This window comes from Bradyrhizobium sp. UFLA05-108 (assembly GCF_059803455.1).
In genome coordinates this window covers 1-20,632 of sequence record NZ_JBANAZ010000010.1, presented here as the reverse complement: position 1 = coordinate 20,632, position 20,632 = coordinate 1, and the positions used below count along the sequence as shown (strand labels likewise).

Annotated in this window: 22 protein-coding genes and 2 pseudogenes; 14 read left to right on the top strand and 10 right to left on the bottom strand. The window is 59.3% G+C overall.

Annotated features, from left to right (window positions below):
- The first annotated feature begins 1 nt into the window (after window position 1).
- From mdcA to SO140_RS09765, 8 genes are read left to right on the top strand one after another with little or no spacing between them, the layout of a single operon-like run.
- Complete coding sequence (mdcA, locus tag SO140_RS09800; RefSeq protein WP_498542560.1) at window positions 2–1,606, top strand: malonate decarboxylase subunit alpha; 1,605 nt, start codon at window positions 2–4, stop codon at window positions 1,604–1,606.
- A complete protein-coding gene (locus SO140_RS09795; protein WP_498542559.1) occupies window positions 1,537–2,388 on the top strand; it encodes a biotin-independent malonate decarboxylase subunit beta in 852 nt (283 codons plus the stop codon). Before mdcA ends, SO140_RS09795 begins: the two co-directional genes overlap by 70 nt.
- On the top strand, window positions 2,375–3,097 hold the full coding sequence (mdcE, locus tag SO140_RS09790) for a biotin-independent malonate decarboxylase subunit gamma (RefSeq protein ID WP_498542558.1): 723 nt from the start codon (window positions 2,375–2,377) through the stop codon (window positions 3,095–3,097). The genes SO140_RS09795 and mdcE overlap by 14 nt, the downstream gene beginning before the upstream one ends.
- Window positions 3,072–3,749 carry a malonate decarboxylase holo-[acyl-carrier-protein] synthase gene (mdcG, locus tag SO140_RS09785; protein ID WP_498542557.1) on the top strand — a complete coding sequence of 226 codons (678 nt, stop codon included), beginning with the start codon at window positions 3,072–3,074 and terminating at the stop codon, window positions 3,747–3,749. Before mdcE ends, mdcG begins: the two co-directional genes overlap by 26 nt.
- A complete protein-coding gene (gene mdcB / locus SO140_RS09780; RefSeq protein ID WP_498542556.1) occupies window positions 3,746–4,627 on the top strand; it encodes a triphosphoribosyl-dephospho-CoA synthase MdcB in 882 nt (293 codons plus the stop codon). The genes mdcG and mdcB overlap by 4 nt, the downstream gene beginning before the upstream one ends.
- On the top strand, window positions 4,627–5,577 hold the full coding sequence (locus SO140_RS09775) for an AEC family transporter (RefSeq protein WP_498542555.1): 951 nt from the start codon (window positions 4,627–4,629) through the stop codon (window positions 5,575–5,577). The genes mdcB and SO140_RS09775 overlap by 1 nt, the downstream gene beginning before the upstream one ends.
- Before the next feature lie 9 nt (window positions 5,578–5,586).
- Window positions 5,587–6,522, top strand: coding sequence for an acyltransferase domain-containing protein (locus SO140_RS09770; RefSeq protein WP_498542554.1), 936 nt, complete (start codon window positions 5,587–5,589; stop codon window positions 6,520–6,522).
- Window positions 6,523–6,553: 31 nt separating this feature from the next.
- Window positions 6,554–6,736 (top strand): VOC family protein, encoded by a 183-nt coding sequence (locus SO140_RS09765; protein ID WP_498542553.1) that lies wholly within the window; start codon window positions 6,554–6,556, stop codon window positions 6,734–6,736.
- A 1,176-nt stretch (window positions 6,737–7,912) separates the two neighbouring features.
- On the opposite strand, the pseudogene SO140_RS09760 reads toward SO140_RS09765, so the two are convergent.
- Both SO140_RS09760 and SO140_RS09755 read right to left on the bottom strand, forming a co-directional pair.
- Window positions 7,913–8,482: pseudogene (locus tag SO140_RS09760) on the bottom strand (SOS response-associated peptidase family protein); the annotation flags it as partial.
- A 59-nt stretch (window positions 8,483–8,541) separates the two neighbouring features.
- Entirely contained in the window at window positions 8,542–9,051 is a 510-nt protein-coding gene (locus SO140_RS09755) for a hypothetical protein (protein ID WP_498542552.1), read from the bottom strand.
- A gap of 2,007 nt (window positions 9,052–11,058) precedes the next feature.
- Between SO140_RS09755 and SO140_RS09750 the strand changes: the two genes are divergently transcribed.
- Together SO140_RS09750 and SO140_RS09745 are read left to right on the top strand one after the other, a co-directional pair.
- A complete protein-coding gene (locus SO140_RS09750; protein WP_498542551.1) occupies window positions 11,059–11,472 on the top strand; it encodes a hypothetical protein in 414 nt (137 codons plus the stop codon).
- 83 nt (window positions 11,473–11,555) lie between these two features.
- Window positions 11,556–11,765: pseudogene (locus tag SO140_RS09745) on the top strand (SOS response-associated peptidase); the annotation flags it as partial.
- Between the two features lie 418 nt (window positions 11,766–12,183).
- Here SO140_RS09745 and SO140_RS09740 read toward each other — a convergent pair.
- Window positions 12,184–12,540 carry a hypothetical protein gene (locus SO140_RS09740; protein WP_498542550.1) on the bottom strand — a complete coding sequence of 119 codons (357 nt, stop codon included), beginning with the start codon at window positions 12,538–12,540 and terminating at the stop codon, window positions 12,184–12,186.
- Between the two features lie 879 nt (window positions 12,541–13,419).
- On the opposite strand from SO140_RS09740, the gene SO140_RS09735 reads away from it, so the two are divergent.
- The gene (locus tag SO140_RS09735; protein WP_498542549.1) at window positions 13,420–13,770 is read left to right on the top strand and encodes a nuclear transport factor 2-like protein; all 351 of its coding nucleotides are present in this window, start codon (window positions 13,420–13,422) and stop codon (window positions 13,768–13,770) included.
- 564 nt (window positions 13,771–14,334) lie between these two features.
- Here SO140_RS09735 and SO140_RS09730 read toward each other — a convergent pair.
- From SO140_RS09730 to SO140_RS09705, 6 genes are all read right to left on the bottom strand, one after another.
- Window positions 14,335–14,733 (bottom strand): SPW repeat domain-containing protein, encoded by a 399-nt coding sequence (locus tag SO140_RS09730; RefSeq protein ID WP_498542548.1) that lies wholly within the window; start codon window positions 14,731–14,733, stop codon window positions 14,335–14,337.
- A 499-nt stretch (window positions 14,734–15,232) separates the two neighbouring features.
- Entirely contained in the window at window positions 15,233–15,727 is a 495-nt protein-coding gene (locus tag SO140_RS09725; protein WP_498542547.1) for a DUF3788 domain-containing protein, read from the bottom strand.
- Window positions 15,728–15,800: 73 nt separating this feature from the next.
- Window positions 15,801–16,517: an FMN-dependent NADH-azoreductase gene (locus tag SO140_RS09720; protein WP_498542546.1), complete on the bottom strand. Its 717-nt coding sequence runs from the start codon at window positions 16,515–16,517 to the stop codon at window positions 15,801–15,803.
- Window positions 16,518–16,561: 44 nt separating this feature from the next.
- Entirely contained in the window at window positions 16,562–17,107 is a 546-nt protein-coding gene (locus SO140_RS09715) for a carboxymuconolactone decarboxylase family protein (RefSeq protein WP_498542545.1), read from the bottom strand.
- Window positions 17,108–17,141: 34 nt separating this feature from the next.
- Window positions 17,142–17,822 (bottom strand): nitroreductase family protein, encoded by a 681-nt coding sequence (locus SO140_RS09710; protein WP_498542544.1) that lies wholly within the window; start codon window positions 17,820–17,822, stop codon window positions 17,142–17,144.
- 129 nt (window positions 17,823–17,951) lie between these two features.
- Window positions 17,952–18,908 carry a cupin domain-containing protein gene (locus tag SO140_RS09705; protein WP_498542543.1) on the bottom strand — a complete coding sequence of 319 codons (957 nt, stop codon included), beginning with the start codon at window positions 18,906–18,908 and terminating at the stop codon, window positions 17,952–17,954.
- A 541-nt stretch (window positions 18,909–19,449) separates the two neighbouring features.
- On the opposite strand from SO140_RS09705, the gene SO140_RS09700 reads away from it, so the two are divergent.
- The 3 genes from SO140_RS09700 to SO140_RS09690 are packed head-to-tail and all read left to right on the top strand — an operon-like array spanning window position 19,450 to window position 20,131.
- On the top strand, window positions 19,450–19,719 hold the full coding sequence (locus SO140_RS09700) for a hypothetical protein (protein ID WP_498542542.1): 270 nt from the start codon (window positions 19,450–19,452) through the stop codon (window positions 19,717–19,719).
- Window positions 19,720–19,739: 20 nt separating this feature from the next.
- Complete coding sequence (locus tag SO140_RS09695; protein ID WP_498542602.1) at window positions 19,740–19,823, top strand: hypothetical protein; 84 nt, start codon at window positions 19,740–19,742, stop codon at window positions 19,821–19,823.
- Between the two features lie 14 nt (window positions 19,824–19,837).
- Complete coding sequence (locus tag SO140_RS09690; RefSeq protein ID WP_498542541.1) at window positions 19,838–20,131, top strand: DUF6161 domain-containing protein; 294 nt, start codon at window positions 19,838–19,840, stop codon at window positions 20,129–20,131.
- Between the two features lie 276 nt (window positions 20,132–20,407).
- Here the strand turns inward: SO140_RS09690 and SO140_RS09685 are convergent.
- Window positions 20,408–20,632: hypothetical protein (locus tag SO140_RS09685; protein WP_498542540.1), on the bottom strand; the 225-nt coding region annotated here is incomplete at its 5' end.

Genomic DNA, 20,632 nt, shown 5'->3' with positions numbered 1-20,632 from the left:
CATGCTTGCGATCGACCGCCGGACAGTAACAAAGTGGCAGCATCGCCGCGAGGCGCGTGATGCCCGTCTTGCGGCCGCCTCTGGGCTGGTGCGCGGGAAGGTCGTGGAAGCGCGCGACGTTACGCGGTTGATGGAAGCCGTCATTCGGCCCGGTGACCGGATTTGCATGGAAGGCGACAATCAGAAGCAAGCGGACCTCCTCGGTAGCGCGCTTCTGGCGGTCGATCCTGCAAAGGTGAACAATCTGCACATGGTGCAATCCGGCGTCGTACTGCCGGAACATCTGGACTTGTTCGACCGCGGCGTGGCGAGGAAGCTTGACTACGCATATTCCGGTCCACAGTCGGCGCGCATCGCGCATATGCTTTTCAGCGGCAAGATCGAGCTGGGAGCCATTCACACTTATCTCGAACTGTTCGCTCGGTACTTCATCGACCTTACCCCAAATGTCGCGCTGATCGCTGCCGTAAGCTCTGATCGCGAAGGTAATCTCTACACCGGGCCCAACACCGAGGACACGCCGACCGTTGTTGAGGCGACAGTGTTCAAAGACGGTATCGTGATCGCGCAGGTCAACGAGATCGTCGATCAATTGCCGCGGGTCGACATACCAGCCGATCGTGTGCACTTCATCGTCAAGGCCGACAAGCCATTCTTCGTCGAACCGCTGTTCACGCGTGATCCAGCGGCGATCACCGAAGGACAGATCCTGACCGCTATGCTCGCGATCAAGGGCATTTACGCGCCCTACGGTGTGCAGCGGCTCAATCATGGGATCGGGTTTAGCACAGCGGCGATCGAACTGCTGCTGCCGACCTTTGGTGAGAAGCTTGGCCTGAAAGGCAAGATCGCGAGCCACTTCGCCTTGAATCCTCATCCTGCACTGATCCCGGCGATCGAGTCCGGCTGGGTCAAGCAGATTCATTCGTTCGGTTCCGAGGTCGGCATGGATGATTACATTCGTGCCAGATCGGACATCTTCTTCACGGGGCCTGACGGCGCACTGCGTTCCAACCGCGCGTTCTGCCAGACGGCGGGCCTCTACGCCTGCGACATGTTCATCGGCTCGACACTGCAGATCGATCTGCAGGGAAACTCGTCAACCATCACCACCTCTCGCATCGCCGGTTTTGGCGGCGCGCCGAACATGGGCTCTGATGCCCGCGGGCGGCGCCATCCGAGCACGCCTTGGCTGAAGGCCGGTGCGGAAGCGGACCCCGATAGTCCCGCTTCACTGCGCCGTGGCCGCAAGCTGGTCGTGCAGATCGGCGAAACCTTTGGCGACAAGAACGTGCCGCTGTTCGTCGAGAAGCTCGATGCTCTTGAGCTCGCGGAGAAACTGAGCCTCGAACTGGCGCCCATCATGATCTACGGCGATGACGTCACACACATCGTCACCGAAGAGGGAGTTGCGAACCTGCTGCTCTGTCGCAGCGCCGGGGAACGCGAGCAGGCGATCCGCGGTGTGGCTGGCTACACGGACGTCGAGCTCGCACGGCCAGCTTCAATGAGGCAACGGCACGAACGCGCGTCGAGTTGCTGCTCGACCCAGGAAGCTCTGTCGAGTTCATCGGACCGGAAAAACGTGAAGCTAGTCCGCACCTGAAGGTTTTCGATCTTCCCGAGCAGTTCGACGACGGAATCGTCGTCGGACGTGGCCGCCTCGGCGGTTCGCCGGTGTTCATCGCTGCCCAGGAAGGCCGCTTCATGGGGGGAGCTTTCGGAGAGGTGCATGGCGCCAAACTAACTGGCCTGCTGCGTGCCGCGCGGGAGATCAAGTCCGTTCCGGTGCTGATCCTGTTCGACACCGGCGGCGTACGGTTGCAGGAAGCCAATGCCGGCGAACTCGCGATCGCTGAGATCATGCGCGCGATGATGGAAGCTCGCATGGCCGGTGTAAAGGTCATCGGCCTGATCGGCGGCCGGTCCGGATGTTATGGCGGTGGTGGGTTGATCTCCGGCTGCTGCTCGGCGCTGGCCGTGTCGGAGCCGGGCCGGATTGCGGTGTCCGGCCCGGAGGTCATCGAGACCAATCGTGGTGTCGAGGAGTTTGACTCCCGAGATCGCGCCCTGGTCTGGCGCACCATGGGCGGCAAGCACCGGCGGCTTCTGGGGGCTGCGGACGTCTTCACCGACGATACTGTCCAGAGTTTTCGCGACGCAGCGCTGGAGCTGCTCCGGTTGGTCGGAGCGTTTGGCCCCGACAAGCTGAATGCCGAGCAGGCGCGTCTCGCGGACCGGTTACGAAGTTTCGGCACTTGCGCGGACGCCGTCGATATTTGGGCCGCCGAAGGCATAGCGCAGGCCGAAGAGGTGCCCGACTTGGCCGCCGATCAGTTCATCTCCCTCGCCAACACAGTCGGGAGGACTAGCCGTGACGCTCGATGACATCCTCACCTCGCTGTTTCCCGAGGGCCACGACGTCACGAACGACAATGGCCTCATTTCCGGGTCGGCGACGTCGCGTTCAGGCGTCAAAATGCTAATCATCGGCGTCGCGGACCGGACCGCGGTCGGCGTCGACGAGGCAATCCGGCTTTCAGGACATGTATTGGATTCCATTCCGAACGGAAGTGGCCCGATCCTCGTGCTCGTCGACAGCGACAGCCAACGCATGAGCAAGCGGGACGAAATGCTGGGTCTCAATGAGTACCTCGCGCATCTCGCCAAGTCGCTGATCTACGCGGATATCCATGGTCGGCCGACCATCGGCCTCCTTTACGGTCACTCGGCCGCGGGCGCGCTTCTTGCGACCGGCCTGGCAACACGGGTGCTGGTGGGATTGCCGGGAGCTGACCCTGCAGTGATGGATCTACCGTCGATGGCGAAAGTCACGAAGCTGTCGATTGAGGCGCTACAGGAGAAGGCGAAATCAACGCCTGTGTTTGCGCCCGGCTTATCGAATTTGGCGCAGATGGGCGCTGTTCATGTCACCTGGAGCGATGCTGCTCCTCTTGCCGATCAACTCGAAGCGTTGCTCGAGGCTATGCCGGACGCGCTCGACCGGCGAGATACGCTGGGTCGCGAGCGCGGCGGCCGATCGAAAGCAGCCGACATCGCGGAGCTGGTTCGTGAAATCGCCCTTCAAACCCAGTAAGCAGACGGGTCGCCACGACCTGGTCTTTGTTACCCGCACCGGCTGGCGAGCGTTGTTCGCCATTCGTGAAGATCTAGCCATGGATCCGCTCGCCACGCGTTGGCCCGAGGAGGGATGGCCTACGATCCGACGGCGCGCGATGCCGGATGAGCTTGCCGGTGTGCCACTGGGGCTGCCATTGCCTCCTTCGGCGGGCAAAAGGCGGCTCTCGTTCCTTCTGCAATCCCACGACATTGGTACGATCACTCGCCCACCTTTGTTGAACTCGGCAAGCAAATCGGCGCCATGCGCGTGGTGGCCGACGCTCGATCGGCTGGACAAGCTGGCTGTCCGCTACTCGGTGGTCGCAAGAGTGTTCGGAAGCCTGGCGTGGCAAACCGTGACCGGGCTGGGTTATCTCTCCGACCGCTCCGACCTCGACATGCTGCTGGACGTCCATTGCGACACGGACCTTGATAGCCTCACCGCAGGTCTTACCGAGATCGAGGCCACGGCGCCGATGCGACTCGACGGCGAGTTGATGCGTGAAGACGGTGCTGCGGTGAACTGGCGCGAGCTTCGCAGCGGCGCCAGAGAGGTCCTCGTCAAGAGTGCCGACGGCTTGGGGCTGCTCAGCAGAGACCTCTTCGTCACCGGAAAGACGATGCCATGACCGCCGCTTTGGCTCAAGGTCTGGTGAAGGCGCATGCGCGAGAGACGCGAGCAACCAAGAGTGCGAGCTCGATTGCGGGCAGCGCCGCCGATTGTCTTCTCCAGGAATTGGAGACTTGGCCGAAGCCGGGTCTCGTGAGCCATGTCGACCGTGGCAGTCACGACGATATGGACGCCGAGACGTTTCGCAGAAGCGTCGCAGCCCTAAGGCCCTATTTCCAGCTTCTCGCCGAGGCGGCCGCCCTTGGCTGCGGAATGGGGCGGCTGCGAACCATCGGTCTGGAGGCCGAAGCGGCAATGTTGGCGGCAACCTCGGGGATCAACACGCATCGGGGCGCCATTTTCGGTCTTGGCCTGCTGTGCGCCGCTGCTGGAGCCAGAGCCGGTGGAGGGGCCGATTTCGGCCTGTCATTGGGCTCGATCGTTTCGCGCCTTTGGGGCCACAGCATACTCGACGGGCCTGTGCTGCTGCACAGCCACGGCACCGCGGCTCGCCGCCGATTCGCCGCGGGCGGCGCTCGCGTCGAGGCAGCGAAGGGATTTCCCAGCGTGTATCAGATCGGCTTACCAGCGTTGCGGAAGGGCGTGCTCGTTGCACCCGCGGACGAGGAGGCCGCGCGGGTCGAGACGTGCTTTGCCCTCATTGCTTCCGTCGAAGACACCAATCTTCTGCATCGAGGCGGTCTCGATGGCCTGCGCTTTGCTCAGCGGGAGACAAGGGGATTTCTCGAAAAGGGCGGCGTTGGCAAGCCGAATTGGCGAAGGCGCGCACAATCCGTGCACGAGAAATTTATCGCCCGCCGTCTCAGCCCAGGCGGATCGGCCGACCTCCTCGCCATGACACTGTTTGTCGAAGCCCATGAAAGGGCAGATCCATGATGTCCAATCCGATCCTGATGGCATTGGCTCCGGTCTTCTTCGTCTTGCTGCTCGGATATGCCGCCGGAAAATACCGTATCGTCGAGAATCATCATGTCGATGGCTTGAATGCGCTCGTCATGGATTTCGCCGTGCCGGCCTCATTATTCGCTGCGACCGGGTCGGCTTCGCGCCAAGCGATGGTCGGGCAGGCTCCGCTATTTTTGGTATTCGGCTTGACGATGCTGCTGGTCTATTTTGCGTCGTACCTGGCCGCGCGTTCGTATTCCAGCGCATCCAGGTCGGATGCGTCGCTGCAGGCGCTGACGATCGGCTTTCCGAACATCGCCGGCGTCGGCCTGCCGATTGCGTCTTCCGTGCTAGGGCCCAGCGGAACGGTCCCGGCTGCAGTCGCACTGGCTTGCGGCTCCATTCTCATCAGTCCGCTCACCCTGATTATCGTGGAGTTGAGCTCCGCCAAGGCCGATGGCACGAGCGTGCGACCATTGACCCAAATCCTCACTGCTGTTCGACGCGCGGTCACCAAGCCAGTGGTCTTGGCACCTGCACTCGGTATCGTGCTTTCATTGGCGGATCTGCAACTTGATGGGCTCGCCCATGCGTGTCTCTCGTTGATAGGGAATGCGGCCGGCGGCGTAGCCCTGTTCCTGACCGGACTGGTCCTGTCGGCGCAATCTTTCCGGCTGGATTGGAGGGTCGTCCGCGCAACTGCGGCTTCGGATATCTTTCGGCCGCTCCTCGCCGCAGCCCTCGTCTACGTCGTGCCGGTCCCTCCGGAGGTGGCGAAGACAACGATCTTGTTCGCCGCCGCACCATCGGGCTTCTTCGGCATCCTCTTTGCCGTCAATTATCGGTTGGACTCCTCGACCGTCGGATCGATGGTTACCGCCAGTACGGTGTTTAGCGTCGCGACACTCGCAATCGCCATTGCCGTGTTATTCCCGAGTTAGGATCCGCATATGACGCTTGCGATCCTTTGCTCAGGACAGGGATGGCAGAACCCGGACATGTTCGCCTTGACAGGCGGGGCGCCGCAAGCCGCCGATCTGTTCGCATTCGCAACGAAATTCTTTGGTGGTGTCGATCCCCGCCGCTTTGTCCGTTCCGAAGGGAGAGAGACGATCCATCGCAATCATGCCGGTCAAATTCTTTGTACGATTCAGGCGCTCGCGGCCGCAGCGGCGCTGAGGGAAGCAACTCCGGATCGCTTCATTGTAGCCGGCTATAGCGTAGGTGAGGTGGCGGCTTGGGGAGTCGCCGGCATGTTCGGCATGACGGAAGCGCTCGAACTCGCGGCACGCCGGGCAGAGTGCATGGACGCCGTCACAATGCCCGGTGACGGTCTGTTGTTTATTCGTGGACTCTCTAGATACGTCGTCGATCGACTATGCGAGCGATACGAAGCGGCAGTCGCGATCGTCAATCCGGGTGACGCCGTTGTCCTGGGCGGCGACCGTAAGGCGCTGCAAGCTATCGCAAGGCAAGCGGTAGTGAAGAGCGCAGCGAGGGTGATCGACTTGCCTGTCGAGGTTGCATCTCACACGAAACGGCTGACAAGGGCCTCCGCGATGTTTCGGGAGAGCTTGCGCCATGGGGCGGTGAAACGCTCGCCCACCGGCGCGCGTGTCTTGAGCGGCATTGATGGCTCGCCGATCGTCCTTATCGATGTCGGGCTCGACAAGTTGGCCGCCCAGATATCCCAAACCGTGCAGTGGGCGAGTTGCCTTCGAGGCTGCATGGAAGCAGGTGCGACGGCCTTTCTTGAGTTGGGGCCGGGCAGTGCTCTGAGCAAGATGGTGGTGGCCGCCTATCACGACGTGCCAAGCCGATCTCTCGACGATTTTAGGACACTCCAAGGCGCGCGCCTGTGGCTATCGCGCCACTCTTGTTCATAGTCACGCAACAGATTGATTGGAAGAGGACCAAATGATCGACCATGTGTACATATCCGTCACCAATATCGAGAGGTCGCTGGCGTTCTACTCTCAGGCAATGGGCGGTTGGACCGTATTCGGAAATTACGACTCAGCTTCGGGCCCCGAGGACGTCCCTGATCTCTATGGCATTGTCGACGACATGTACGTCAAAGCGGTCGGATCAAGCATCTGACTTCGTCAACGCAAGCCCGGTGAGACAGGCCTGTATCTCGGGATCGTCTGCGACACTAATGAGCTGGTTGACGCTGCCTACGCGGCTGCAATCAAAGCTGGTGGGACCGACGAGGGAAAGCCGGCAGATCGCACTTACTTTGCTCCTGGCTACTACGCAGCCAACGTTGCCGACTTCGATGGAAATCGCCTCGAGTTCGTGCACAAGGCTTGGAATCCAAAGCGGCGCACTTAGCGCCGCAACTGATCGCGTGATTGATAGTTCGACGGCTCAATATGAAGCGATTGTCCACAATGTTGGTCGGCGCGGTGCTCGCGTCGAACATGCCGATGGCTGCAACAGTAGCGTTTGGCCAAGGCGAAGGATAGCGACAGGCGACCTCGAATCTGACAGCGGACGCAGCAACGATGGTCGGACGGATCGAAGGGACGGGCGGATGCGCAATGGTCCGAGTGACGATCTCGACCACTCCATCCTGGATATGGCATCCAAGGTGGCCACAAGCCCGCTGCTATTTTCCCGACGAGCCCCCTTGTCCACTCTTCTGCAACTGAGCATCACCTGCAGCCTTTGCTAGGTCCGCTGCTCAACTGATTGCTTCTTTTCTATGCGCTTACTCGCGCAGAACAGCGGTGCCTCGCGATCGCAAGCCTCGGAGATACCAATGCTCGTACCTAGCACGGCGTCGATTCCGACTAAAGCTCATCGCCGGCAAGAGATCTGGAGAGCGAAATTTCTAGAGCGCGCAAAGCATTATCGCTTTATGGCGGCGATGAGTCAAAGCTCGTACGAAACGGTATGCTTCCTTGAGGTGGCGGACATGTTTGAGCGGATGGCTCGCGAACTGCGACTCGGCCCGCGAGATTTCGTGCGCGTGCCGCTGGGCAGGAAAAGAGATCAGTCGACGTTTGGAGCACGGTTGCACGGCATTGTTAGCGCGACGAGACAATGGCTTTCCGCCAGGTTCAATCGCTGTCCTTGATCGAAGAAAAGCCGCTCACATGAATGAAATGGAGTTCATCAACCGTTCGAAGCCTTCCCAGACTGAAGACACGACTTGAATGAGAACATGTTCGCGCACTGGTGCGGTGATCCATATGGACGGTTCTATTGTATCTGCGCCCGCCGCCCTAGTTGGCGGTACCGTTGGAGATCTAGCGAGCGGGGTCGCATGTGTCACTCCCTCAGTGAACAACACCTGTGGGGAAACCAGCATAGCCGCCTCTCGGCAAGCATGGTGGTGTTGACGTTGACGTATCCGGCAATTGCCGTACCGGTGGTCTCGTCCTCTTCGGGCGTCGTCAGGATCACCGGCATCGCCTTCGGATGGATGGCGAAGACTTCGGCGTTCGCCTCCGTCGTCAGAAATGCGTAGAGGTCGTTGGTGGTCTCACCTTCCTTGACTTTCCGACCCGACGTCCAGTTGATCCAGATGCCGGCGAAGCATGCGAGCGGACGGGTCTTGTCGAGCGCGAACCAGATGTCGCCGCCTTCGGCCTTGTTGAACTCGCTAAACGAGTAGAAAGGGACCACGCAGCGGTGCTCCGGTCCCAGCCAGCGCGTCCAGTGTTTACTCTTCACGTTCCGGATGTTGGTGGTGCCGCCGTCAGGCTCCATACGCAGCAATTCCTTGAAGTCGGCCGTCTTGCCTTTCGCCCGCAGTTTCTCGGCGCGTTTTTTAGTCGCCTGCAGGAGAGCTTGCTGTGAAGACGGCATGCCCCAGCGCGCGAGCGCGAGTTCGCGTCCCTAGGCAGACCATTTTTCGTCACTGACACGGGTATCGATCGGAGATAATCGGGAGATCTTCATCGTCGCCGCTTTCCGTCGCTTGCTGCGCCAGATGAAGGGGCATCAGGTTTGGCATATGTGAGGCCAACGATAAACGCTCGCTGGCGATGAGTGTAATGCTTACCGTCGCTGCACGGTTCGCAGAACAATGCGTCCTCAAGCGTCAAGATCGGCGTCCGCGCGGGGCGTTTAACGGCACGAAGTGAAACCAGTGAAAGGCGGCGGCAACGTTTGCACTTCGCCTCAAGCAGATCGTATCCGCCGTTGATAGCCTTGCCGATCGTGGGATTGGCTTGCCGTTCGTCGAGGACTGGGCGCATCTCCCCAGTAGCCCACGCCCACATCAGTGCGTTCCACGCCTCGCATTCGAGCTTATCGGCTTCACGGATCTTGGCTTCCGCTGCACTGCGGATCAGCTTCGACTGCTCGAAATAGGTGTCATGGAGCCCGTCAGCATGACGAACGCCCTTGGCCTGAGCCTTCCTTAGATCGCCGGAGAGCGGGATAGGAATGATGCGTGGAGACATCCGATCATGATCGCGCCGAATCGAATTTGGTGGAAGTCGCTAGGGCTTGGGGATCTGGGAAGCGCCGGTACATTTCATTGGTCAATAATTACGCGCGCTGCACTGCGCCCCGGTTGGGTCGTCGGTCTCGCGAGAAACTAGCGGATGAAGGGAGTACAATGCCTTGTCGGGATGCGGCAGAAACGATCGGATCGACTGCTTTGACTTGGCCGCCAGTGTCAGACAGGCTTGAACTATTGCCTAAATCGGCTGTCGTATTGATCCTGTTATCTTTTTTTACCCTGGAAGACTTTTTGTGTGGCACTCTCGAAGACAGCAAAACGGAGCCAGTTCGCTCACTGATAAGGTTTGGTCGCAAATGGAGTCAGTCTACTGACTGATAAGCTTTCATACGAAACGGAGTCAGTTGACCAACTGATAAGGTAATCGGTGAAGCGGAGTCAGTTCGCAGACTGATAAGCTTTCTAACAAAAGCTTATCAGTCGCTGTCCCTGAAATCTCGTTGCGAACGGACGATCCCCGGCGCTTGACCAAATCGTTGAATGATCGCTCGACGCCGCCAAAATGCGGACTGCGCCAGCCTGCGCATGACAGCCTGATGACATCCGGAATGCCCCAGATGCTGGCTGATCGTCCTTTTTCACATGCCAAGAGGCAAAAGATCGATGCTAAGCGACCCGCGTGGAGAAGAGCACCTTTTGCTGCGCCGGTAGTTCCGCGCGGCGATCGCATCGATAAGGCGAGTTGCACTTTACTCTCTTCCCTTACTGACCGCGCGCCATCAATTCGCGATCCTTCCTTACATTAGTCCGTTCCTACCGAGAGGACCTAACATTGAGCCAACGCACCGTTGGAATGCCGGAATTTAATGAATTGATCGATATGGCGCGGTTGCTAGTGAACTTATGGGAAGCCGCGCAACGGCTACCTGAAGGATCAGAGCGGCGGGAAGCATTCGTACAGATCAGTGGCTTCCAGAGGCGCGTTGCGGCATTGGTTACACGCATACACTAGATGCCAGATGTCGTGGCGGGCCATGCATTAGCTACCTATCCAACTCGCACCGGATGCGGTCGTGACCGGCTTCGGTCAGGCCGTGCTACTCGCTCTGCAGCTCGATCGCCCAGAGCTGATAGGCTTCCTCGATATACGGGTCCGGCGCTGTCGGCGGCAAGGATCAGCTTCGCGCAATCCTCGTGGAAGTGGTCGAGGCCACGGCCGAGCTTGCGGCACGCGATGGTGTGCTTGTCGTTGGCCCAATCGGGTATGTCACGGCGGTAGCTTCGACCGCCGCTCTTATGGCCTGGGCGATGTCGGCATCCCGGAATAACAATCTGGCCGGGTCGATGGGAGCGGCGAGCGGCGGGCTTTGTAACCGCCGCCGGAGCGCAGCTCGTACAGCAAGCCGGCCCAGCCGCAGCGCGGCATGCAGGAACGCCTCGAAAAACCGATCGCGCTGCGCGGCGGCGAGCCGCGCCCAGCCTTGCATTGTCGCCTCGCTCAATTCAGTGCGCCGCATCTCGGACCTCATAAATTCAGCAAACGATAATAGAAAAACGAAAACTGCAAATATGCTGAAAGGGCGCGGTCTCGCTTACCCCGCATTTTGGGCGGGCCCCAAAGGACCCGAGAAACCGATGGGGCAAAAAGAAAGGCCGCCTGCGTTGCCACAAGCGGCCCAAGTCTAGGGAGGAAACGCCCAAGGAGGGCAGCGATAGCGGGAGCACTACCGCACGTCCTATACAATACGATCGCGATCGGCGGCTCAATTGAACGTAGGTAAACGTCGGCCACCTAAAGGGGGCACGGACCTATACGAAGGTGTATGGCAAAGCCGACAACTTCCGCACTAGGCGTTGCCGTCACTGCCTGCGCATTACATCGAGCATCGAGCAAGGCATCGCCCTCGACCTCGACGCGCGTCAGCACGGGCGCCTTTCGTTGTGCCCGGCGCGTCATCCACCGCGAGCTGTAGCGGCTTGCCTTGGCCGAGCGATGCTCCTCGCCATGGGGAGCAAATTACGCGAGACCATTTACGGCGCATCGGTCCGAGCGGCGGCGGAGCGGGCGACGGAAGCACGCAAGCAAGCCGACCGGCTCGCCCGCGAGGCGTGGAATGAGCGCATGCTCGCCTTCAAGGGACCGGCGCAGCCGTCGCCCACGTTAGGTGACGCCCTCAATGAGGGTTATCTGTACCTCGAAGTCCGATGTCTCGGTTGCGACACCAATCAGGCCGTCGCCCTGGACATCGTGAGGCGGCCGAAGTCAACGCCGGTTCGCGAGCTGGAGCGGTACATGCGGTGTCAGGACTGCTCGGAGATGAAAGGCGATCCGTACAAGAGGAGCCATCTCGTTGCGCTTCGGCGGACGAAGATTTCGTCGAGCCATCCGCCGTCGACATGGTGGCCGGCGGAACGGTAAGAAAAGGAAAGGTATGACACTCGTGCTGTTTGGCGAACTGATAATCGTTTAATGGCGATTGCTATGTCGGCAATCTGGCCCCAATGCCCGGCGTGTTTCCTGACTACCCCGCGCCGGTCATCCGAAACACGGACGCCGGGAGCGAGATGGTGCTGATGCGATGGGGCATGCCGCCGCCACCTCGCACGGGCGGTCCACCGGTCACCAACATCCGCAACACATCATCGCCGCACTGGCGCGGCTGGCTCAAGCCAGAGAACCGCTGCCTTGTCCCAGCCAACAGCTTCGCCGAGTCCAAATAGATGCATGTCTTCCTCAAATCGGAAGCATGTTGATCACTGTACCAAGAACAAAGCACAGCGATCCAATAAGGTAAAGCCAGTTTGCTAGATTGCCCATGCGACATCCCGAGGAGTCACCGGCTGGGGCTCTGCAGGCTTGTTCATTTCAGCATGCATCCTTGATTGCAACATTACCACTTCCATTACGCAAGAAGCGGCTCGAGGAAGCCGCTCGCTCCCAAGCTTTTGGCGTTACCATGAGTTGTGGGCACCATCAGCCGTAAGAGAAGCCAGGATAGGAATAGGTCGGATTGCTCCAATTTCACCGTCAATCCATTCGATGTCGTCGAGGGTGGTGATCTGATCACGGATCGTCCGGAGGTCGGCGCGGACGCGCACGCGCCAGCCTTCGGGAGCGCAGAGGATTTTATCAATACCGCGGACATGTTGGCGTGTCGGTCCAGGGCGCTGTCGCAAAGGCGCCGACACGCGGTCCGGGCAGGCAACCTGACGTGTAATATCCGTAGCCGTCTGCTCCATAATAAGAGTCATAGGTCGGATAGCCCCAATACGAACTATAGGCGGGATAGCCCCAGTGCGAATTATAGCCCCAGTAGGAGGGGTAGGGATCACGGACCCGATAGCGCACGTCCGTGGTCACAGCTGGCGCTGCCGCCTTGACCGACGTGCCATTGATCGGCGCGGCAGACGAATTTTCCGTGGCGGCCACTGCGATAGGAACACCAATTGCGAGCGCAATCGCGAGGCTGCGGACTTGAAACTTCATGATAGCTCCTGTTTGTCTTAAACCACGCGACGAGCATGACCTTGCAAGGCAGGCGAGGGAAATCACCTCTCGCCATGGAGTCGATAGACGATCATTATTATTGCGCGCGCCGCGCGAAGCCACAGCGAGGAATACCCTACAGCCGCGTCCGCAGAGACTTCTAAACCTGTTCTCGCCCTTGGACTAATCGAGGTTGCGCGTGCCAACGTACCGCGGTCCTTGACCCTGATGCCGCTCCTACGGTGGTTTTGTCGCGCGCCACATCACCGACCGGATGCCGGACCGAGGTTAGAGAGGGCAGGACATCGCCAATTTTGCGGATGGGCAGGATGCCTACAGAAAAAGTTTTGGAAAGTTGGAGTTGGGTTACGTGGGTAACGACCAATCTGTTCCAGCACACTCCGGTCTGGTGGTGGCACAAAGAGAGTCCCCCGGCCCGTCACTCGATCCGCGCTGCCCCGGACGCGTTACGTCGCCTCTTGGCCCTTCGAGACATGTTGTGCCGCCGCGCGATCTTGCTCGCTAACAAGCATAGCGAAGTTGTCGGGCGGCCGTCTATTGCGGAGGACGACGCTCTTGACCCATTGGGGAGGTGGTCTCCATTAGAGGTCGAGCGCCCAAAACCTTCGTATCGTATCGGTGCCCCTTGAGATGCCAACGGTTACCGATCGTTCAGTTGAGCCGCTGATCGCGATCATCTTAGGCTGGATGCGTTGCAAAAGTGCATAGGCTCATGAAGTGCTATAGTAGAAATGGATGATGGACGAACAGCGAATATCTGAACGGCGCTTTAGTTGTCGTCAGATGCTTCATGCCGGGAGCATGGGCTGATCGCGAGCGCAGGGCGATCACGTCTTGCACATAAGCGTGAGTGAAGACATGTCCAATCCCGTTGCAAAGATCGTCGATCGTCACCTGAAAATCTGGAACACTCGAGACGCCGCTGAGCGCATCACGGGTATCCCTTCAACGTATGCAGAAGACGTAGTCATCGGCGAGCCGGCAGTGTGGTTTTCAGGTTTTGCGGGCGTTGAATGTGCGATTAAAGCGGTACACGCGCAGATGCCGGGAATGCACCTCGCGGTCACTGGCCCGATCCAGACAACGGGGGACATGTCTACGTACACTTGGGCGCTTGCGGGGAAAGACGGCAACGTCGTCAAGGGCCGGGATGTGATCACAGTGAAGCACGAACGGATCATCAGTCGATACGTTTTTTTCGACACCTGACCTTAGGGCGCGCGGCCTTTGCGCCCCCTCGTTTTCTTGATCTTTGGCACAGTGCAAAGTGCCGGGATCGCGCGACTCGCTCTCTTACCTCGGTCCGGCATCCGGTCGGCTACGTGGCGCACGACAAATCCACCGTAGCGGGCGGCTGACGCGAGTGCTCCGTCACGGCCGAACTAGCCCCTCGACGAACCGCGGCCGAAAATGCTCGACGTTGGGAAGACATCGTCGAAGGCTTTTGCCTTTTCAAAGTCGCGCTTAGTTCATTGGGGTTATCGCTTCAGCACCTAATCGCTGGCGTACAGCGATCCACAGCGACCGTTCACTTTTCACCTTCTGATCGGGCTGTTCGCGCGAAAAAGCCCGGAGCTCGCTTTGAGCCCCGGGTAGTCAGGGGAGGAAACGCCCGTGGCGTTGGTGCCATTCACTTGCCATCAGTCAGTCCGCCGGCACCAAGCGGGAGCTCAAAGTGGTTCAGTTCATCGTCGGGAACGAGAACTCCATTCGCGGCACACTCCTCGCCCATCAATTCAGCCTCAAGCAGCCCTCTCGACGCTGGCGCCGCCTTTAGCCGGCTACGCGACTGTTCAACCTCACACGCGCGATTGGCTGCTCAGGCGCGTTAAAGACTGACGTCGCTAGCAGAACAGCGGCAGCGAGGATCCAGTAATACCAGGCGTCGAGCTCAAAAAATTTGAAGGCGAACGGGGCGATGATGAACACCACGCCGACGGCGCGATCGACCCAAAGGTGCAGCCAGTAAGGAATGATGCGGACGAGCCCGGTGGGATGGTCGGTCAGGGCGGCCAAGAGCAGCGCGGCGACACCGACAACAACCGACAGCCACATTGCGACGGGCCCGCTCTGACCGAGCTTCAGCCAGAACGGCGCTGCGATCAAGACGATCGCGATTGGATAATCGATTAGGTAGGCGTGGATAGACTTACTGATGAAACGGAACGACATCGGCGACTCCTACGCGCTTGGTTGCTCGAGCGGGTCCTTGCGACGCGGAGACTGCAGCCGACTAAGACGACGATCACGCCGCCCTATGCTGGCTAGCACTCAGTAGAACCGCGACGGGTCAACCCCGGTTAGAGGCACAGAAAGGCTATACCGATACCCTAAGCATAAGAAATTCCCGGTCGTTATTGTTTCCATTCCACACGCCCGACGCCATAGATGCAGGCTGGTGCGGCGTCGAGCGTCGACCACCGGTCAAAGAGCGAAGTGAACTTCAAGCGCACGCGGCGACGATGCGTTTGTGTCTGGATGTCGAGGTCGGAACGACTCGGGAACATCGTCCGGACCGTGCTATGCGTCATCCGCTTCATTTCTGGGGCACCCTAACCAGGTTCGCGACGGTCGCTCCACGTTAAAAGAAGTCGCGCAGCGAACCCCGAGGGAGGCTCGTGGTGGACGTACGAGAACGACAAAAGCGCACGGGTACTCATATTTGTGAACTTTAGTCGCGCGACGGTGGCGGGCGCTTCATAACGAGAAGCTCCGTCACATCGTGCAGATCATCCGCCGATGAGATGGCAACTGTCAGCCATTTTCCGTCGATGTATGTTTTGGCTTCGTCATAGAGCTTGACCAAGTGCGGACGCCAGACATAACGCCTCTCCTCAAACTTTTCTCGCTCAGCTCCACCCATGACCACCACGGCCCAAAACAGTCGGTATTCCGGCACCAAGGTGCAGAACGCCCTGGTCTTCTTGTAGCGCAAGGACCAACCGCGGTTTCGGCCACCGTAAAGCCAGTCCGGCTCGAAAACTCCAGGGTAGAATTCGACGATCCAGTTCCGCAGCTCGGTCAAATACCCGAACGCCTCTGGTCCGATCCACTCGCGAACGGCGCCGTCATCGGGCGGTGCTGATTTGTTGGTGATCCTGTCGCCGATTTTGGGAAACGTCACGCCATCGGCGGCTGCTACTCTCGCTCCTATAGGTAAAATCATCGAAAGACCTCGAGTTCATAGTCCGGCGGAGGCCGGAGGTGATGCGGATGTGGCAAGCGCTTGCGGCGTGCCCTTAGGGAGCTCTCGGTCCGACGCTCTCCACAGCAAGGTGTGTGTGTGCCTCGCGATACGGTCTACCGGTGCCTGAGAGCACTGCAGGGCAACCATCCGCGCCTCGAAGCTCTCCCATGACAGTCAGATCGAGAGCGGCGCGCGCTTTCTCCCTCGCCAATGGAGCTTGCTCTCGGTCGAGGAACGCGGTGGCCTCTAGGGGGATAAATTGCTGGGTCTTCAGCCCAATGGATCTAAGTGTTAGCGACAGATAAGGCGTGAGGAAGTCCGGCTGGTTGGCTCGGTCTCCAGTGAAGACGCCACCAGAGGCGACGCCGATGAACACCGGACGATCCTGGAGCATTCCCACCTTTCCGGTGGGCGTCGACATCATCGTGCGACCGACGCGCAAGATTTGATCGATCCACGCTTTGAGAACCGAGGGAATGGTGAAGTTGTGCATAGGCGTTCCGATGACAACAACATCGGCCGCTTCAACTTCCCGGATAAGCGCTTCGGAAACATCCAGAGAACCCTTCGGCGGGGCGGCTAACGTGGCGGGCGACGCCAACGCGGCGGCATAGTCAGCCACGGTATGGGGCAAGGATTCGAGCCCTAAATCACGCCGGGTAATGCTCGCCTCGGGCGCAACCTCAAGAAGCTTTTCGACGATCGCGGCCGAAAGCTCGCGGCTATGCGATTCTCGACGCGGACTGCTATCAATATGGAGAATGTGCATGTGATCGATCCCAATGGCTTCGAGAAGTTGCGACGGGAAAAGGCTCAGATCGAGCCGGCCGGCGTCACGGCGGGAAAGTCCTTCACGGGATCGAATACGTTGTTGAAAAAATTCGTCAGCGAGTACATGGCGACTAGCGCGACGATCTCAATAACATTCGCATCCGTGTAGCCGGCATCGCGGACGGCTTTCACATCGGCATCGCCGACCTTGCCGCGGGTGTCGATGACTTTACGCGCGAACTGCACGGCGGCGTCCCGCTTCGGATCGCTGGCATGGCCCTTCCGGGCGAGAATGATCTCATCTGCCGGCAACTTGGCCATGTGCTCGGCTGTGAAGCTGTGCACCGTCAGGCAATAGTTGCAACCGTTCACTTCGGAAACCGCGAGGCCGATGCTGTCGCGTGTCTTCACGTCGAGCGCTTTGCTCAGGGAGCCGAGCAGGGTGGCCCACGCGTTGAACGCTATCGGGCTCTGCGCGAAGGCGGCCATCATGTTGGGAGTGAACCCGATGTTCTTCGTGAACGTATCGAGAGTCGGTTTCGACTCGGCCGGCACCTGTTCCGGCTTCAAGGCAGCAGTTCTTGGCATCATAGTCTCCATAAGTGATTGAGTTGCTCGAGAACTATGCGAAGTCCAAGACATCGGCCACCGGCATGCGCGGCTTCTGCGGCCAGTTGCCAACTCGCTCCGGTCCTACTGTCAACAGCATGACCGGGACTTCGTCTTCGCCGAGGCCGAACTCGCGGTGCACGGCCTCTGCGTCGAAACCGATCATCGGCGTCGAACCCAGACCCAGCGAGCGAGCGGCATAGATGATCGCCGCGGAGCCGAAGGTCGCGGAGCGCACAGCCTCGTCGCGCTGCCGCTGGGGCTGATCGTCATACAGACCGCGAGCGGGGATTTCCCATTCCGACACCAAGTGCGCCGGCATGATGCCGGCTTCCACCACCGGCGCCAGGCGCTCAGGGACGGTACTGGCATCGGCCAGCTGGCCGATGATGATGAAGGTAACGGCGGCGTCGGTGATCGCGGGCTGATTCCAGGCGATCGGACGCAACCGAGCCTTGGCCTCAGCCGTGCGCACGGCGATGAAGCGCCAGTTCTGCAGATGGAAGGATGTCGGCGCGGAAGTGCCGATCCGCACCAGGTCGCGGATCTGATCGTCGCTCAGGGTGGCGCTGGGGTCGTAGTACTTGGCAGCACTACGGCTCAGGATGGTTTCGATGACGGCGTTCGTGGGCGTCGTCCGCGTGGGCAAGCCGGACGGCTGGGGTGCTGCGGCGGCGGTGCTGATGCAGTTCATTGGGTGGCTCCCTCATCAAGTGATGACGAAGCCCAAGTTACGGCAATCAACGCAACATTCGAGACTGTATTAGCTCAATATGATGCTCGAAAGGATCAAGTTGACATAGATGAGGCGTAGGCCGCGCATCTACTCGCCCTTGTGTGCGAGTCGGCGCCATTCCCCCGGCGTCATCCGCATCCTCTCGGCAAACACACGCCGGAATGCCGAAACGGATTGATACCCAACCGCCTCGGCCACAGCCTCAGTGCTGATCGCCTGCTTCTTAAGTTCGTTCGCGGCCAGGCTCATCCGGAGATCGGTCAACAGGTCAAGGGCGGAACACCCTAACCTGTCTTGAAAGTGCCGCATGAACGTGGCGCGTGACATGCCGCATAAGTCCGCCAGATCAGGCAGTTTCCAGGGCCGCGTTGGATCGGCGAACATCGCCGCAATTGCTGGAGCCAGCCGCGGATGGCCGGCCAGAGCCAACAAGCCTTCGGGTGCGCTGTCCTCTTCGCTTGCCGCGCGCAATACAAGGGTGAACAGGGCCGAAGAAAGTGCGTTGAGAATGGCACGTCCTCCCGCTCTGCCGCCGGAGGACTCCATTCGCATTAGACTCACAAGGCTCGCCAGTTGGTTGGAGGCGGAGCCGCTTCCGTCTTCTCCATGACCGTTCATAGCCCGCGTCACCAGATTCGCGGGCATGTAGTTGCGGATCAGCCGATCATGGGGTGGCTTGATGAAAAATCGCCCACACATTAGATCTAGTCGCTCGCCCTCGCCGTCGTTCTCGCTCAGCACCCATCCGGCAGAACCCCGGTGCTCCTGAGTACGGATAGGTGTTTGCCCACTACCGTCGTGCAGCACATGCGCCGCACCGTGAGGCAGCAGCACGATATCTCCGCTTACCAGTTCTTGTGCTGTTCGCGTCTCCGGATCCTCGATAATGGCGCGGCCCTTGACGATGACGTGGTAGGGAATTTCGTTTGCGGCGGCCTGGGTCCAGGCAACGCGCCACGGAGCACCGTAGGCGCAGCGGACCTCGAGCTGACCGGTTACGGTGATGATTTGCAGAAGATGGCTTAACCAATCGACTTCAGACATTCGGCCTCGAAAACCGGAAGAGGTGAAACATCTTATCGTAATTGTGCATTGGTTCTACTTGTCGCCCACGTTTCCAAACCTGGCTCCCTACCGGGCTTAGATCATGAGCGAACCACCGAGCGCCCCACGATCGGAACAGGGGGGCCTGTATCAGGCGCCGCCATAACGTCCGGCGATCGACTCCATCAGCGTGCCGTCACGTATGGGAACGATCGGGAAGTTGGCAAGGGCCGCCGCTCAGCCGATCGACAGCTTTCAGGAAATCGCCGAGGTGACTAGAATGACCGTGGTCGGGTGCATTCTGCCATCAAAATCCAAACATGACGCCTGCGTGTGTTGAGCGCATCGACCGTAAGAAATTCGAACTTTCTTACCACCAAAGGCCGCCGTTTTTACACTATTCACGCGCAGGCTATCTCGCGCTAGTTGCAAAGACGCAATTTCGGCGGCTGGTCGGCTACTGCCACAGCATTGTTCGGAATAACGGCTGTGCGAAGAGTGCACCTAAACTTCGCCTGCCGTCGGTTCTCTTCTTGGATGGATGGCGAGGTTCCGGATCCTCGCAAACGTCGATCCGGAGATCCTGGGCCGTTTGAAAGCATCGGCAAATCAGATTACGGCGGGCTTTGTGCGGGATTCCGGCGCTTTGCACAACGTGCTGTCGGAGGCTCAAACCAGCTCCCGTCAAACCTTGAGTGCTATAACCGAGCAAGCGCAGGCGCAACAGGATGCTCTTCAGCGGGCCGCTGCGCACGAGGCACAGGTGAAGCAAGCCTCCTTTGACAAATTGAATCTGATCTTGAGGGAATAAAGGCCGCATATGAGACCCAGATGCAGCTGCGCGGTCCCGTGAGATACTGGCAGCAGCGCGCATCACAACACCGAAAAGCTATTGCTACGCACTGTCCGCTTTAGTCGTCTTCTCGGTAATGGCAGTAATTCTCCTTTGGTTTCTCTTCGAAAGAGCCGCGTCTCACCTTCCAACGGAGGGTCAGGCAATTCCCTATGCAGCACTCTTCAAATCCACAGACAATTGCGTTTTGGAAGAACGGCGGACAATGATCATGACGGTTTTAGCACTCACAAAGAGTCAGTCTGTGGAGGAGAAGGACCGCGCGCTTATTTTGATCGCGCTGTTTAGGCCGGGCTTTGATGGAATAGTGAAAGATGATGCTGCTCCAGAAGTAAGCGCCTTGCTCCAAACTATTCTCCGATGCCCTTAATAGTCGGACAGGTGAGGCTGGCACTCCCGTCAATCCAGAGCGCCATCTATATTCCCACCAGCGTGCCCTCAATGTAGCGTCGCCGCACACTCCCATGTGTTCCGTCCCGGAACATGGTTTCCTCTCAACGTCACAGCCAGATTTTGGAATGATCGCTGTCAGCCGGGGCTGGCAGTGATCATTGAGCAAACACTCAATTTTGCCCGGCAGGCCGCAGGATTGGGCTGGGTCCTGCGGCCTTTTTTGCGGCATCCGGATCATCGTCGGCATAGGCATTTAGACTTGCCACCCGGAGCTAAAGCCCGTCGGCACACTTCCCACAAATGCCGTTGCGCCAAAGTTGGCCGTATAGACGTCGTTACTCAGTCCGAACCCGACAGCCGGAATTGTTGGGCTGATGGAACGGAACGGATATACGGCATGTATATTAACCCGCTGCAAGCTCAGGGCGCGATTTGAAGTGACCCGTCTGCCTTGTTCTTTTTCTCTAGCCATAGATGC